Source organism: Actinoplanes sp. NPDC000266 (genome assembly GCF_042899005.1).
GTDB lineage: Bacteria > Actinomycetota > Actinomycetes > Mycobacteriales > Micromonosporaceae > Actinoplanes.
Window position 1 is genome coordinate 663,587 of the sequence record NZ_JBIAZI010000005.1, and the last position, 15,092, is coordinate 678,678.

11 protein-coding genes and 1 pseudogene are annotated in these 15,092 nt (G+C 71.6%); 7 read left to right on the plus strand and 5 right to left on the minus strand.

Translation table 11 applies throughout. From position 1 onward, the window contains the following. Positions 1–128 precede the first annotated feature (128 nt). Together ACFY36_RS23815 and mce are read right to left on the minus strand one after the other, a co-directional pair. Positions 129–1,475, minus strand: a complete 1,347-nt coding sequence (locus ACFY36_RS23815) for a DivIVA domain-containing protein (RefSeq protein WP_499748137.1) — start codon at positions 1,473–1,475, stop codon at positions 129–131. 180 nt (positions 1,476–1,655) lie between these two features. After that, on the minus strand, positions 1,656–2,144 hold the full coding sequence (mce, locus tag ACFY36_RS23820) for a methylmalonyl-CoA epimerase (RefSeq protein WP_499748138.1): 489 nt from the start codon (positions 2,142–2,144) through the stop codon (positions 1,656–1,658). Between the two features lie 70 nt (positions 2,145–2,214). Between mce and ACFY36_RS23825 the strand changes: the two genes are divergently transcribed. From ACFY36_RS23825 to ACFY36_RS23835, 3 genes are all read left to right on the plus strand, one after another. Continuing rightward, positions 2,215–3,396 (plus strand): acetyl-CoA C-acetyltransferase, encoded by a 1,182-nt coding sequence (locus ACFY36_RS23825; RefSeq protein WP_499748139.1) that lies wholly within the window; start codon positions 2,215–2,217, stop codon positions 3,394–3,396. Further along, positions 3,393–4,346 (plus strand): methylmalonyl Co-A mutase-associated GTPase MeaB, encoded by a 954-nt coding sequence (gene meaB, locus ACFY36_RS23830; protein ID WP_499748140.1) that lies wholly within the window; start codon positions 3,393–3,395, stop codon positions 4,344–4,346. The genes ACFY36_RS23825 and meaB overlap by 4 nt, the downstream gene beginning before the upstream one ends. 161 nt (positions 4,347–4,507) lie before the next feature. Beyond that, positions 4,508–4,963 carry a hypothetical protein gene (locus ACFY36_RS23835; RefSeq protein ID WP_499748141.1) on the plus strand — a complete coding sequence of 152 codons (456 nt, stop codon included), beginning with the start codon at positions 4,508–4,510 and terminating at the stop codon, positions 4,961–4,963. Positions 4,964–5,717: 754 nt separating this feature from the next. On the opposite strand, the gene ACFY36_RS23840 is transcribed toward ACFY36_RS23835, so the two are convergent. Next, positions 5,718–6,323, minus strand: coding sequence for a PadR family transcriptional regulator (locus ACFY36_RS23840; protein WP_499748142.1), 606 nt, complete (start codon positions 6,321–6,323; stop codon positions 5,718–5,720). Between the two features lie 53 nt (positions 6,324–6,376). Between ACFY36_RS23840 and ACFY36_RS23845 the strand changes: the two genes are divergently transcribed. Continuing rightward, complete coding sequence (locus ACFY36_RS23845; protein ID WP_499748143.1) at positions 6,377–7,537, plus strand: FAD-dependent monooxygenase; 1,161 nt, start codon at positions 6,377–6,379, stop codon at positions 7,535–7,537. Between the two features lie 32 nt (positions 7,538–7,569). Further along, on the plus strand, positions 7,570–9,243 hold the full coding sequence (icmA, locus tag ACFY36_RS23850; RefSeq protein ID WP_499748144.1) for a coenzyme B12-dependent isobutyryl-CoA mutase large subunit: 1,674 nt from the start codon (positions 7,570–7,572) through the stop codon (positions 9,241–9,243). Here icmA and ACFY36_RS23855 read toward each other — a convergent pair. Further along, complete coding sequence (locus ACFY36_RS23855) at positions 9,219–9,794, minus strand: TetR/AcrR family transcriptional regulator (RefSeq protein ID WP_499748145.1); 576 nt, start codon at positions 9,792–9,794, stop codon at positions 9,219–9,221. The genes icmA and ACFY36_RS23855 overlap by 25 nt on opposite strands. A gap of 96 nt (positions 9,795–9,890) precedes the next feature. Between ACFY36_RS23855 and ACFY36_RS23860 the strand changes: the two genes are divergently transcribed. Next, positions 9,891–10,838, plus strand: a complete 948-nt coding sequence (locus ACFY36_RS23860; RefSeq protein ID WP_499748146.1) for a tetratricopeptide repeat protein — start codon at positions 9,891–9,893, stop codon at positions 10,836–10,838. 15 nt (positions 10,839–10,853) lie between these two features. Continuing rightward, positions 10,854–11,981: pseudogene (locus ACFY36_RS23865) on the plus strand (arginase family protein); the annotation flags it as partial. A gap of 1,021 nt (positions 11,982–13,002) precedes the next feature. Here the strand turns inward: ACFY36_RS23865 and ACFY36_RS23870 are convergent. Further along, positions 13,003–14,913: a penicillin-binding transpeptidase domain-containing protein gene (locus tag ACFY36_RS23870; protein WP_499748147.1), complete on the minus strand. Its 1,911-nt coding sequence runs from the start codon at positions 14,911–14,913 to the stop codon at positions 13,003–13,005. Between the last annotated feature and the right edge of the window lie 179 nt (positions 14,914–15,092).

Genomic DNA, 15,092 nt, shown 5'->3' on the forward strand with positions numbered 1-15,092 from the left:
AGGCCGTACCGGAGCAACTCCGATACGGCCCGCGTCGATCTTGAAGAAGTCGCCCACCGGCCGGCTCCCACCGTTGCGCACCCGCGCAAGGCGCGCAACCGGTGGGGTCCTGGGAAAGGGCTGAGGACTTAGTTGCTCTTGGCCGGCTCCGGCGTGGCCTCGGCCTCCGCCTCCTGGGGCGTTTCCGCAGCTCGCTGGGCCGGGGCGGCCTCCTTGGCGGCGGCTGCGGCGGCGGCCACCGCAGCGGCGGCGGCGGGGGCGGCGGCCGCGGGCGTGGCCTCGGCCGGCTTGGCCCCGCCGACACCCGGCACCAGGCCGGACAGGCCGGAGAGCATCTGGCCGAGCTGGTTGGTGACTGCGTCCTTCTGGCGGGTCAGGTCTTCGACTTCGCGCTTGGCGGCCTGCGTGGTGAGCTCGGCCTCGGTGCGGGCCTCGCTGAGCAGGCGCTGCGACTCGGAGCGGGCCTCGCTGACCGTCTTCTCCGACAGGGCGCGGGCCTTTTCGGTGGTCTCGGCGGCGTTGCGCTCGGACTCGACGCGGCGCTGCTCGGCGCGCTGCTCGATCTCCTTGGCGCGGTCCTCGGCGGCGCGGGCCCGCTCCTCGGCCTCGGCCACCATCTTCTGGGTGGCGCTGACCTGGGCCGCGTGCCGCTGCGACTCCTCGCGCTCGGCCTTCTCGCGCCGCTCGGCGATCTCGAGCGCGAGCGCCTGGAGATCTTTGTCACGCTTGTCGCGCGCGTCGGTCAGCAGCTTGGTCGCCTCGGCCCGCTTCTCCTCGGCCTCCCGCGACGTCTTGGCCCGCAGCTGGGTGATCTCGCGCTCGGCGGTGGCGCGCAGCGACGCGACCTCGCGCTCGACGGTCGACTTGAGCTCGGCCACCTCGTGCGCGGTGACCGTGCGCAGCTGCTTGGTCTCGCGGTCGGCGTCCGAACGCAGCGTGTCGGCCTCGCGGCGGGCCTGCACCCGGGCCTCGGCGGCCTCGCGCTCGGCGTGGGTGCGCACCTGGCCGGCCTCGCGCTCGGCGGTCGCCTTCATCGCGGCGGCCTCGGCCCGCGCCTTGTCGGTGATCTCCCGTGCCTCGAGGCGCGCCGCGGAGAGGATGCCCTCGGACTCTCGCTTGGCCTCGCTGCGGTGATCGTTCGCCTGCTCCTCGGCCAGCCGCAGGATCTGCTCGACCCGGGTGCCCAGCCCGGAGAGCGTCGGCCGGTTGTTCTCTTCCAGCAGTTTGTTGCTGTCGGCGAGCTTCTGCTCGAGCGCGACCAGCCGCTGCTCGGCCTGGCGCAGACGGCGCTGCGCGTCGTTCATCCGCTGCTCGGCCTCGGCTCCGGCCTGCGTGGACTGGTTGATGGCGGCGACCAGCCGGCCGAGGTGGGCGTCCACCTGCCCGCGGTCATAACCACGCAGCACCACCGTGAAGTCGTGCTGGGAGTTCGCGCCGTCGAAGAATGCCAAGTTTTGATCCTGCTGCTGGGGCATTGGGCCATCCTGGCGAAGACACCCCGGCCACGCAAGAGCGGGCGGGCATCGGAAAGGACACGTTAGATCACCTTTGAGCTGCCCGAAACCCACCCGTTCGGCGTGGGCTCCGCTGCTCATCCGCGATGCGGGAGAGTGCCTTCCGTGTCCTTCCGATCCTGCCAGGCGGAGGCCACGACGTCAGGATGATTCATCCGAAGGACTGACAGGCTGGACCAACTCCACCAAAACGCCTCCGGCGTCCTTCGGGTGCACGAAGTTGATCAGCGACCCGGCGGTGCCGCGCTTCGGGGTGTCGTAGAGCAGCCGGAGCCCTCGGGCCCGCAGCGCGGCCGAGGCGGCCTCGACGTCGGCCACTGTGTAGGCCAGCTGTTGCAGGCCGGGCCCGCTGCGGTCGAGGAACTTGGCGATGGCCGAGTCGGGCCGGGCCGGCGCCAGCAGCTGGAGGCGCGGGCCGCTGCCGTCACCCACGGCCAGCATGGCCTCCCGTACACCTTGCTCCTCGTTGGTCTCTTCGTGCACGGAGCGCAAGCCGAAGGTCTCGGCGTAGAAGACGAGGGCCTCGTCGAGGTCGGCGACGGCGATGCCGACGTGGTCGATTCGGAGCAGTCCGACGTCCGGCGATGTGAGATTCTCGGGCGCGGCGACACTGGGTGGAAGCGATGTCATTCTATTAGTGTTGCCTGAACGCACGTTCAGCCGCCTTTCAGATCAGACGCTTCCAGATGGGAACAATGACGTGACCAGCTCGGTGATCGTGAGTGGGGCCCGGACGCCGATGGGGCGCCTGCTCGGCAACCTCAAGAGCCTACCGGCCACGGCCCTCGGCGGCGCCGCCATCGAGGCCGCCCTCAACCGCGGCGGCGTGCGGCCCGCCCAGGTGCAATACGTGATCATGGGCCAGGTCCTCCAGGCCGGCGCCGGCCAGATCACGGCCCGGCAGGCCGCGGTGGCCGCCGGCATCCCGATGACCACCCCGGCCGTCACGGTCAACAAGGTGTGCCTGTCCGGCCTCGACGCGATCGCCCTGGCCGACCAGCTCATCCGGGCCGGCGAGTTCGACATCGTGGTGGCCGGCGGCATGGAGTCGATGACCAACGCGCCCCATCTGCTGATGAACCAGCGACAGGGCACCAAGTTCGGTGACGTCCTCGTGCGCGACCACACGGCGTACGACGGCCTCGTCGATCCTTGGGAAGGCATCTCGATGGGCGAATCGACCGAGCGGAGCGGCGTCAAGCTCGGCATCACCCGCGCCGAGCAGGACGCGTTCGCCGCGCAGAGCCACCAGCGGGCCGCCGCCGCCCAGCGCGAGGGCCGCTTCGCCGAGGAGATCGTCCCGGTCAAGACCGGCAAGCGCTCCGGCGACGAGTTCGTCGAGGTCGACGAGGGCGTGCGCCCCGACGCCACCGTCGAGTCGCTCTCCCAGCTCCGCCCGGCCTTCGCCGCCGGCGGCACGATCACCGCGGGCAGCGCGTCGCCGATCTCCGACGGCGCCGCCGCGGTCGTGGTGATGAGCAAGGCCAAGGCCGAGGAACTGGGCCTGCGCTGGCTGGCCGAGATCACCGCGCACGGCAACGTGGCCGGCCCCGACAGCTCGCTGCAGTCCCAGCCGGCCAACGCGATCAAGCACGCCCTGGACAAGGCCCACCTCACGGTCGACGATCTGTCGTTGATCGAGATGAACGAGGCCTTCGCCCAGGTGGTGATCCAGTCGATGCGCGAGCTCAAGGTCGACGACGAGATCGTGAACGTGAACGGCGGCGCCATCGCGCTCGGCCACCCGATCGGCATGTCCGGCGCCCGCCTGGTCCTCACGCTGGCCCTGGAGCTGCGCCGGCGCGGTGGCGGCTACGGCGCGGCCGGCCTGTGCGGCGGCGGCGGACAGGGCGACGCGCTGATCATCAAGGTGGCGCCTTGAGCAGATCCCGTGACGTCCCCACCCTGGTCGCCAGGGCGCGCGAGGGGGACCCGCGGTCGGTGGCCCGGCTGATCAGCCTGGTCGAGAACGGCGATCCGGCGCTGCCCGAGGTGGCGGCGGCGCTGGCCCCGTACGCCGGTCATGCCCAGATCCTCGGCCTGACCGGCTCGCCGGGCGTCGGCAAGTCCACGACGACGAACGAGCTGGTGCGCGCGCTGCGCAAGGCCGGGCGCCGGGTCGGCGTACTCGCGGTCGACCCGTCGAGCCCGTTCACCGGCGGCGCCATCCTGGGCGACCGGGTGCGCATGCAGGAGCACACGACCGACCCGGGCGTCTACATCCGCTCGATGTCCAGCCGGGGCCAGCTGGGCGGCCTGTCGGCCGCGACCCCTCAGGCCGTACGGGTCCTGGAGGGCGCCGGCTGCGAGGTGATCCTGGTCGAGACGGTCGGGGTGGGCCAGGCCGAGGTGGAGATCGCCTCGCTGGCCGACACCACGCTGGTGCTGCTGGCCCCCGGCATGGGCGACGCGATCCAGGCGGTCAAGGCCGGGGTGCTCGAGATCGCCGACATCTTCGTGATCAACAAGGCCGACCGGCCGGGCGCCGACGCGACGTACCGCGATATCCAGGGCATGCTGGGCCTCGGCGAGCGGGCCGCGGGGGAGTGGCGGCCCCAGGTGGTGAAGGCGACCGCGGTCAAGGCCGAGGGCGTGGAGGATGTGCTCACGGCCATCGACAAACACCGGGATTGGCTCGACAAGACGGGCAATTTGGTCGTACGGCGTGAGCGCCGCGCCGCGGTCGAGGTGGAGGCGATCGCGTTGGGGACGCTCCGGTCGCGCATCGGCAGCCTGCGGGAGGGGACGGCGCTGACCGTGCTGGCCGCGGCCGTGGCTTCCGGCGAGCTTGATCCCTACGCCGCCGCCGATGAGCTGATCAAGGGCCTCTGAGCTTCTCTGAGCCTCCCTGTCCGAAACGGCACGCGCGGACGGCGTGGCGTCTCGCCCATGCGCCCGATGCCGTCCGGATTTTTCCGGCATACGCTGAATTAGTCAGCGCCGGAAAGGATAGCGGACATGATCAGTCACAAGGGCAGCAGCCGGGGTGCAGCATGATTGCGCCGATCACCTTCCCCCGTGTCACCGGAACCACGGCCACGTACTTGCACCCGCTCCTGCAGAGCGCCGCCCTGCAACAGGGCGCCCGGGTGGCCGACACGCAGCCCCGCACCACGGCCCCCACCCAGGAGATGCCGGCGATCCCGGCCGTCGCATCGGTGGACCGCACGGCCGCGTACAGCGCCGGCCTGGCCCGCGACGCCACCGTCGCCGTGAACTCGTTCAAGGCCACCGCCAAGGTCGCCCCGGCCGCCGACGCGGCCGACCCGACCGCGGTGCTGGCCCGCCAGATGGTGTTGGAGCGCGCCTCGACCCAGGTCGGCGTGCTGCTGAACCGCGCCGCCGGCGAGCGTCGCGTGGCCCTGATGAGCGGCGTCCCCGCTTCACGCCTGGCCGACCTCAACACGACGACGTCGCGCCTGTACCACGCCCTGGACCTGACGGCGTAGCTCCGAGCCGGCAGGCGACCCGGCGGCCTTGGGTTTGTCCTGCCGGCCGTTCCGTTGGGTGGTGCTGGTTCTGACGGCGGCCTCGTTGCGTCAGGCCCGTTCTGTAGCAGGCCTGGTGTGCTCTGTCCGTTCTGGTGTGCGGCCCGCCCCGGTGCGCTGCCTGCCCCGGTGGGGTGCCTGCCCCCGGTGCGCTGCCTGCCCCCGGTGGGGTGCCTGCCCCCGGTGCGGTGCGTGCCCCCGGTGCGTTGGCTGCCCTATCCGGTTGGCCGCCTCCTGTTTGCGTGCTGGCCCGTCCGCCGTCCGCAGGCTGGCTCGTCTGCGGGCCGGCTCGTTCCGGTCGTAGCACAAACATGCCCGGCCGCTTGGTTTTCCACAGATCGAGCGCTGTCCACAGGCCGGCCGCACGCCCTTGGCAATTTCGCGAGAATGGATCCGGGCGGCTCCCCCAGGGAGGGCGGGCGCGCGGGTGAGCGGGCGCGCGGGTGAGCGGGCGCGCGGGTGAGCGGGCGCGCGGGTGAGCGGGCGCGCGGGTGAGTGGGCGCGCGGGTGAGTGGGCGCTGCGATGCGGCGGGCGCTGCGATGCGGCGGGCGCTTCGAGCCGGCGCCGCGGATGCGCGGGCTGGGGCCGGGGCTGCGAAGCGGCGGACGCTGCCGGAGGGCTCGGCGAGCGTCGCAAGGGCGAGAGTTCGGCCCGTGATCAGGCGCTGAGGGTGGCCAGGAGCGAGCGGTCCGGGTTGGTTCTGCGGGCGGCTCCTCACGCGCTGGGCGGGAAACGCTCCAACGTCTCGGCAATCAATTCCGCGCTCCACGTCAAGGTGCCGTCGGCCAGGTCCGCTATGACTCCGCGGAGCCATGTCATCTCCGCGTTGAGCATGGCGGTCCGGTATTCGTCCTCGATCAGGAACAAGCGGGGCAGTCCGGCCGGGGCCTGCGCCCGGATGGCCGCCGCCTTTTCGGTCAGCGCCTCCAGTCGCCTCTCCAGCAGCTCCCGCACTTCGGCTGGGGGCAGGACGGGCAGGAAGGCCAAGGCGGCCGGGAACTCCGGGAACTCGCGTGCGGGAGCCGGCAGCATTCCGGTCAGCCAGCGGCGCATCGTCGCTGTGCCCTCTTCGGTTATCTCGTAGATCGTTCTCTCGGGGCGCCCGGCCTCGCGTGATGTGCCGCCGGGGCGGGCCAGGCCGTCGCGGACCAGGCGGTCCAGAGCCTGGTAGACGCTGTTGCGCTGGGCCACGTTGACCAGCTGGTCCTGGCCTCTTTCTTTGATCATCTGCTGCATCCGGTACGGGTGCATGGGCGCCTCCATGAGCAGCGCCAGCAGCACCATGCCCAGCGTGGACCGGCGCGGTTCGGAGGTGACCACGTGATCAGACTACGGGGTTGACTCGGCATAGTCATTATATGCATAGTCAGAGTATGACTAAAGGAATTGCAGTGATCGCCGGTGGCGGGGTCGCCGGCACCGCGGCCGCACTCGCTCTGGAGCGGGCCGGCTGGCAACCGCGTGTCTACGAGGCGTACCCCCGCGGGTCCGGCGAGAAGGGCGCCTGGCTCACCGTGGCCGTCAACGGCCTCGCGGCCCTTCGTGAGCTCGGCGAGGATCCGGCCGAGATCCTGGCCGCCGGCTTCGCGACGCCGCGGCTGGCCATGAGCAACGCCAAGGGGCGGCGGCTGGCGGTGGTGCCGCTGGGCGGCCCCACGGCCGACGGCACCGTCACGACCACGATCAAGCGGGCCGACCTCTACGCGGCGCTGCGGAGGGCCGCCGAGCGGCGCGGCATCCCGATCGAGCACGGCAAGCGGCTGACCGGCTACGCCGAGGAGCCGGACGGGGTGACTGTCAGCTTCGCCGACGGCACGGTGGAACGGGGTGAACTGCTGGTCGGCGCCGACGGGCTGCGGTCGCGGACCCGGGAGCTGCTCAACCCGGGCGGGCCGAAGCCGCGCTATCTCGGGCTGCTCAACGCCGGTGGCTTCACCGACCGGCCCGTCGACGCTGAGCTGGACCGGACGCCGGGAATGATGCACATGGCCTTCGGGCGGCGGGCCTTCTTCGGGTGGGGTGTCGCGCCGGACGGGAGCGTCTGGTGGTTCGCCAATCCGCCCCGGGCGACGCCGGTCGAGCCGGGCGAGTTCACCCCCGCGCGGTGGCGGGACCACCTGATCAACCTCTTCGAGGGTGACGACCTGCCGGCCGCGGCGATCATCCGGGCCACCGACGAGGCGCTCGGGCCGTGGAACACCGACGACCTGCCCCGGGTGCCGGTGTGGCACAGCGATCGCGTGGTGCTCTTGGGCGACGCCGCCCACGCCGTCTCGCCGTCGTCGGGGCAGGGCGCGTCGATGGCGATCGAGGACGCGGTGGCGCTCGGGCGCAGCGACTCCCTGGCCGGCTACGAGCGGCGCCGTCGTGCGCGTGTCGAGCGCGTGGTGGCGTACGGGAAGAGGAATGGCAGTTCGAAGACGGCGGGGCCGATCGGGGCGGCGGTTCGCGACGCGATGTTCCCACTGGTCATGAAGATGCTCTATCGCAAGGGCGATCCGCAGGCGTGGATCTTCGAGCGAAGAGAGCCTTAGGGATCGTTCAGGTTTGGCTCTAGGATGGCGGCATGGACGCAGCCGACATCGAGGCCGGGCGTGAGCGCTGGCAGCGGCGCTACGACGCCGCCCGCAAGCGCGACGCTGACTTCACCACCCTGTCCGGCGCCACGGTCGACCCCGTCTACGGGCCGCCGGACGGCGCCGCCTATCCCGGGTTCGACCGCATCGGCTGGCCGGGCGAGTTCCCGTACACCCGGGGTCTTTATCCGACCGGCTATCGCGGGCGCACCTGGACGATCCGGCAGTTCGCCGGCTTCGGCAACGCCCAGCAGACCAACGAGCGCTACAAGATGATCCTGGCCGCCGGTGGGGGCGGCCTCAGCGTCGCGTTCGACATGCCGACGCTGATGGGCCGCGACTCCGACGAGCCGCAGTCGCTCGGCGAGGTCGGGCACTGCGGGGTGGCCATCGACTCCGCGGCCGATATGGACGTGCTCTTCGACGGCATCGACCTCGAGAAGACCACCACCAGCATGACGATCTCGGGGCCGGCCGTGCCCATCTTCTGCATGTATCTGGTGGCGGCCGAGCGCCAGGGCGCCGACATCCACAAGCTCGACGGCACGCTGCAGACCGACATCTTCAAGGAATACATCGCGCAGAAGGAGTGGCTCTTCCAGCCCGAGCCCCACCTGCGCCTCATCGGCGACCTGATGGAGTACTGCGCCCGCGAGATCCCCAAATACAAGCCGCTGTCGGTCAGCGGCTACCACATCCGTGAGGCCGGCTCGACCGCCGCGCAGGAGTTGGCGTACACGCTGGCCGACGGTTTCGGCTACGTCGAGCTCGGTCTCAGCCGCGGGCTCGACGTCAACCAGTTCGCGCCCGGCCTGAGCTTCTTCTTCGACGCGCACATCGACTTCTTCGAGGAGATCGCCAAGTTCCGCGCCGCCCGCCGCATCTGGGCCCGCCACCTGCGCGACGACTACGGCGCGACCAGCGAGAAAGCGCTGTGGCTGAAGTTCCACACGCAGACGGCCGGCGTTTCCCTGACGGCACAACAGCCGGTCAACAACGTCGTCCGTACGGCCGTGGAAGCGCTGGCCGCGGTGCTCGGCGGCACCAACTCGCTGCACACCAACGCGCTCGACGAGACTCTCGCGCTGCCCACCGACGAGTCGGCCGAGATCGCCCTGCGGACGCAGCAGGTCCTCATGGAGGAGACCGGGGTGATCAACGTGGCCGATCCGCTCGGCGGCTCGTGGTATCTCGAGGAGCTGACCGACCGCATCGAGGCCGAGGCCGAGGAGATCTTCGCCCGCATCCGCGAGCTCGGCCACGACGGCAGCATCACGGCCGGCATCCTGCGTGGCATCGAGGACGGCTGGTTCACGGCCAACATCGCCGAGGCGGCCTTCGTCTATCAGCAGGCGCTGGAGAAGAACGAGAAGCGCATCGTCGGTGTCAACGCGCACACCGGCACGGTGGCCAAGGAGCTGGAGATCCTCCGGGTCTCCCACGAGGTCGAGGTGGTGCAGAAGCGGGAGCTGGGTGCCAGAAAGGCCGGGCGTGACGCCGTACGGCTGAAGGAAGCCCTCGACCGCATGCTGGCCGCGGCCCGCAGCGGGGAGAACATGATCCCGGCCATGCTCGACGCGGCGCGGGCCGAGGCGAGCCTCGGGGAGATCTGCGAGGTGCTCAAGGAGGAATGGGGGGTCTACCGCGAGCCGGCGCGATTCTGAAGACCGTTCAGGAGTACGCCGAGGTAGCGCTCCGAAGCGTCGTCGGCGCCGGTGCGGACCGCGTGCTGCACCCCGCACATGAGCCGGCGCAGGTCGTCGCCGGTGATGCCGGGGCGGACCGCGCCCGCGGCCCTGGCCCTCTCGAGCACGGCGCCGAACGCCTCGAACAGTTCGGCGCCCAGCTCGATCGTCTCGTCACAGGCGAAGCTCGGCCGGGACAGCACGGCCGCCAGCGCCGGATCGGCCAGCATCAACCGCAACCCGGCCCGCATGATCCGGGCGAAGCCGGCCGCCGGGTCGGGATCGCGCTCGGCGGCCCGGGCGTCGGACACCAGCGCGGCGAAGCTCTCGGCGGCGAGCGCCTCGAGCAGCACCTGATGCGTCTCGAAGTGCCGATAGGCGGTGCCGACGCCCACGCCCGCCTGCTTCGCGATGGCGTTCATCGGCAGGTCGGTGTCGCCCGCCCGCAGCCGCTCGCGGGCGACCGAGAGCATCAGCTCACGCACCCGGGCCGAGTCGGCCCGAAGCTTCTCGGGATTCAGCGACGGCATTCTAAAAGGATAACTCATCCGTTATGCTGTGACGTCCGATATCAGGCCCGCCGCGGCGCGGCGGAGCGCCTTGTCAGCGTGCGAGACTAGGTAACCATGAGCGACCCACGGACCACTCCGTCGATCTTCACCCGCGGCGCGGTCGATCTCAGCGCGCTGCGCGCGCCCGCTGCGGCGCCGAGCCGCCCCGCCGCCCCCGCCGACCCACAGGCGGCCGCGCACGGCGGACCGCCTCCCGGAGCCATCCCGGGCGGCCTGCCCGGCGGCGCCGGACCCGAGACGATCATCGACGTCACCGAGGCCAACTTCCAGTCGGCCGTCCTCGAGCGCTCGCTCGCGACGCCGGTCATCCTCGACTTCTGGGCCGACTGGTGCGAGCCCTGCAAGCAGCTGTCCCCGATCCTCGAGCGGCTCGCTCAGGCCGGCGGCGGCTCGTGGGTGCTCGGCAAGGTCGATGTGGACGCCAATCCGCGGCTCGCTCAGGCGCTGCGCGTGCAGGGCATCCCGATGGTGGTCGCGGTGGTCGGCGGCCAGCTCGTCGAGGGCTTCACCGGCGTGCTTCCCGAGAGCCAGGTCAAGCAGTACGTCGACGCGGTGCTCAAGGCCGGCGGCATCAGCGTCGAGGCCCCCGAGGACCCGCGCCTCGACGCGGCCGACGACGCCCTGATGACCGGCGACCTCGACGAGGCTGAGGCGGCGTACAGGAAAATCCTGGCCGAGACCCCGCAGGACGCCGCCGCCGAGTCCGGCCTGGCCCAGGTGGAGCTCTACCGCCGCATCCAGGGCGCCGACCCGGCGACCGCGCTGGCCAAGGCCGACGCGTCCCCCGACGACGTCGAGGCCCAGCGCCTGGCGGCCGACATCGAGGTGCTGAGCGGCCAGGCCGACAAGGCCTACGCGCGCCTGGTCGCCCTGGTCAAGCGCACGGCGGGCGACGACCGCGACGCCGTACGCAAACACCTGCTGTCGCTGTTCAGCGTGGCCGGCCCCGACGATCCCGCGGTGGCCGGCGCCCGGCGCGCCCTGGCCAGCGCCCTCTTCTAGGCAGGGAGCCGCTCCGTGCGCCGCATCGCTGTCCTCGACGCACCGTCCAACCTCGGTCTGCGCCCGCCGACCGAGACGTCGGTGCCGGGCTGCGCCAAGGCGCCCGGAGCGCTCCGAGACAAAGGCCTGATCACCAAGTTGGGCGCCCGCGACGCGGGCTGCCTGACCCCGCCGAGGTACGACCCGGGCGACTGGCGCCCCGGCGACGGGGTGGCGCACGCGCAGCAGATCGCGGCGTACTCCCGGGCCCTGGCCGACCGCATCGGGGCGATCCTCGACGCGGGCGAGTTCCCGGTTGTCCTGGGCGGCGACTGCTCCATCCTGCTGGGCTCGGGCGTGGCCATGCACCGCCTTGGCGAGGCGGTCGGCGGCCGCATAGGCCTGGTCTTCGTGGACGGCCACTCCGACTTCCGCCACCCGGGAAACGCGTCGTACGTCGGAGCGGCCGCGGGCGAGGACCTGGCCCTGGTGACCGGCCGGGGACAGGCCGACCTGGCCGCGATCGAGAGCCGCCGCCCGTACTTCCGCGACGTGGACGTGGTGGTCCTGGGCATCCGGGCCCAGGACGAATACCGCCTGGACCTCCAGGCGGCGGGCATAGTGACCCGCCCGGTGCCGGCCCTGAGGGCGGAGGGCGCGGCCCGCAGCGCTCAGTGGGCCCGCGACCAGCTGGTCGACTGCGCCGGCTACTGGGTCCACGTGGACGTGGACGTCCTCGACCCGGCGGTGATGCCGGCGGTGGACGCGCCGTCCCCCGGTGGCATCGCGTTCCCCGAGCTGGAGATCCTCCTGTCGGGCCTGGTCGAGTCCCCGCACTGCCTGGGTGTCGAGATCACGGTCTTCGACCCGGACTACGACCCCGACGGCCGCTACGCCTCGGAGATCACGGCGGCGGTGGTGTCGGGCCTGGAGGTGGCGCACAACGTGACGCCGCGCCCCGACCTGATCGCGGCCCGGGCCGACATGGACACTCCGGCCGCCTCACCGGAAGACCTGGCATGGGAACGCCGGCGGGCGAGGGCCGCGGCGGAAAGCGTGACACTGGCCGCGGCCGGCATGTCAGCCGGCCCGGACGACGCCGCGGCGCCGGCTACGACGATCCTGGCTGTGGAGGAGGGCGAGGAGGCCCCGCCGCTCCCTCGCGATCCCGACCAGGAGGTCCCCGACGCCGACCCGGACGACTCAGACACAGACGACTCAGACACAGACGACTCAGAGACGGACGACGAGGAGCCGGCCGAGCCCGCCAACCCCGAGCCGACCGACCTCATCGACCCGGCCGGCGCCGCCACCCGTGACCTCTCCGGGCTGGCCGCGTCCGCCCACTTCGACCCGTTCAACCTCCCCACGCGTGACCTCTCCAGGCCGGCCGCGCCCGCCCGCCTCAAGCCCGCGGCCGTCGCCGAACTCGGCGATTCCGATCCGGTCGCGCCGGCTCAACCTGATCCGGCCGCGTCGGCTCACTCCGATTCAATCGAGCCGGCTGACTCCGAGGCCGCCGATCTGGCCGAGCCGATCGAGCCTGCCGGCCCTGGGTTCGCCGATCCTGCCGGCTCAGAGTTGGCCGAGCCCGCCGCTTCTGAGTTTGCCGAGCCGATCGAGTCCGCTGGCTCTGAGCTCGCCGAGCCGGTCGATGGGGCCGAGATCTCCGATCTTGATGAGCTGGAGACCGCCAGGGCCGAATCCGGGTCCGAGGCCGGGCCGGAGGGCGCCGGGCCGGAGAACACTGGGCCGGAGAGCGCCGAGCCGGAGAGCGCCGAGCCGGAAAGCGCCGAACCGGAGCCGGCGCCTGTCCGCCTGGTGCAGCGCCCGCTCGGTCAGGCGCCGCTGCTCGACTCCGATCCTTTGCCGGCAACGCGCCCCGGCATGCTGCGCCCCCGTACCGCCGAAGAGCCGGCACCGGACAACTTCTCCCTGCCGGCCCAGCGCCCGGCTTTCGAGGTGGGCCTCGGCCCCGGCCAGGGAAAACCCGCCGACATCGTCTGACGCCGGTTATCCACAGTTCTGCCCTGTCCACAGGGCACCCGCACGATCTTGGCCAAAGCGGCGACAATGCTCCCCAAGGCGGGGGTCCCCCTGGGAGGGCGGGCTCTGCGTTGGCGGGCTGGCGGGCTGTGCGGCGGCGGGCTGTGCGCCGGCGGGCTCTGGGCTGTCGAAGTGGCTGTTACTTCGCCAAGGCCCGCAAGAAACGGTCGACCGCGGGGACCGCGGCCTCGGAACCCGCGCCGCCCTTCTGGACCATCACGGCGAACGCCACGTCGCCCTGATAACCGATGAACCACGAATGTGTGTCCTCGGTGCCCTCGGCGAACTCGGCCGTGCCCGTCTTGCCGTGCACCGGGCCTCCCGGTGTCGCCTTCAGCGCCGTCCCCGTTCCCCCCGTGACGACCTCTCGCATCATCTGGCGCAGCGGGGTCAACGCCGCCGCGTCGAGCTGCGGGCCGTCCGCCGCCGGGGCCGCCGGGGCCGGGTCGAGCACCAGCTTGGGCTGCTTGAACTGGCCCCGGGCGATGGCCGCCGTCGCGCCGGCCATTGCCACCGGGCTCACCGCTGTCGCTCCCTGGCCGAAGGTCGCGGCCGCCAGCTCGGTCGGGGTCGCCGCGGGGGAGATCTTGCCGCTGAACGCCTCCACTCCCATGTCCCACTTGCCGCCCAGGCCGAGGTCCGCGCCGGCTTTCTGGAGGCCCTCGGCGCCCAGCTTCGGGGCCAGGGCCACGAACGCCGTGTTGCAGGACTTGGCGAAGTCGACGTGGAACGGGACGTTGCCCAGGACCTCGCCGTCGGCGTTCTTGAACTCGCGTCCGGCCACCGTTGCCTTCGCCGGGCAGGCCACCGTCGTGTTGGCCGTGACGGCCTTGCGCTGCAGCAACCCGTACGCGGAAACGGCCTTGAACGTCGATCCGGGTGGGACCTGGCCGGTGAGGGCCGTGTCGACCGTGCCGCCGTCGGGGCCGTTGGCCACCGCCAGCACCGAGCCGTCGCTGACCTTGATGGCGACCAGCGAGCTGGGCTGCTTGATCGATGCCAGGGCCGCGTCGGCCGCCATCTGGGTCTTCACGTCCAGGGTTGTCTTGATCGGTTTTCCGTCGACCGGCTTCGACGTGAAGATGGCCGTGTCCTTGGGGGTGTCGTCGGACTCCGAGGTGGGGCGGCTGACCACGACCGACAGGCCCGGCTTGCCGCGCAGGGTGTCGTCGTACTTCTGCTGGAGGCCGCCGTGGCCGACGATGTCGCCCTGCGCGATCGTCCTCGGGTTCCCGTCGATGTCGTCGCGGGTCGCCTGGTCGGCCGTGCCCAGCAGGGCGCGGGCGAAGGCCCTGGTCGGGGCCAGGTCGCGCTTCGCCTCCTGGAACTGGGTGCCCTTGAGGGGGCGTACCTCGTTGCGGATCTTGAGGTAGTCGGGGCGGCGGAGGGTGACCACGTCGACGAAGGCGCCGGGGTCGCTGTTCTTCACGCGGGTGGCCAGGTCGGCCATGTCGACCGTGACGCCGACCTTGGCCAGCGCCGTCGTCAGGTCCTTCTGCAGCTTCGCCTGGTCGGTGATGTTCTGCGGGACGACGCCGATGGTCACCACGTCGCGGGCGGTGACGATCGGCTGGCCGGCCGCGTCGAGGATGCTGGCCCGGGTCGAGGCGACGCGCTGGAGCCGGACCTTGTCTCCGGCGACCAGGTCGCTCTGCACCAGCGCCGGCTCCCAGATCACCGACCAGCCGTCGGTGTTCCTCTTGGTGAGACGGACGGTGCTCTCGTACGACCATGTGACGTCGCCCGGCAGCTTCCAGTCGAGCTTGATCGGGTGGGTCGCGTCGTCGCCGGTGGTCTTCGCCTCGCCGGTCTTGGTGACCGTCATCTGCGCGTTGACCAGCTCGCCGGTGAGCTCCTTGAGCTGGGCCTGCACGTCGGCCGAGGCCAGCTTGCCGCCGGCCGCGCTGACGAAGCCGACCTTGCTCAGGTCGTTGCGGCGCCAGCCGGCCAGGAAATCGTCGAGGGTGCCGTCGGGCCCGTCGCCGGAGCACCCGGCGAGCAGGCCGGCGGCCAGGGCCAGGGTGGCAACGGTGGCGACGAACCGGCGCATGGCAACACCTTTCCGGGGGTATGAGACAAACCCAAGAGATCAGACGTGACGGTAGTCAACCGATGCCCGTCCCGTTGACCCGCGCAAGGTGAGAAAGGTCAAAATCGCCGCCGATCGGACCGTTCACACCGCGAGTGTGATCGCCGCCTCCGGCGCGTTCTAGGCTGTCCTCGACACGT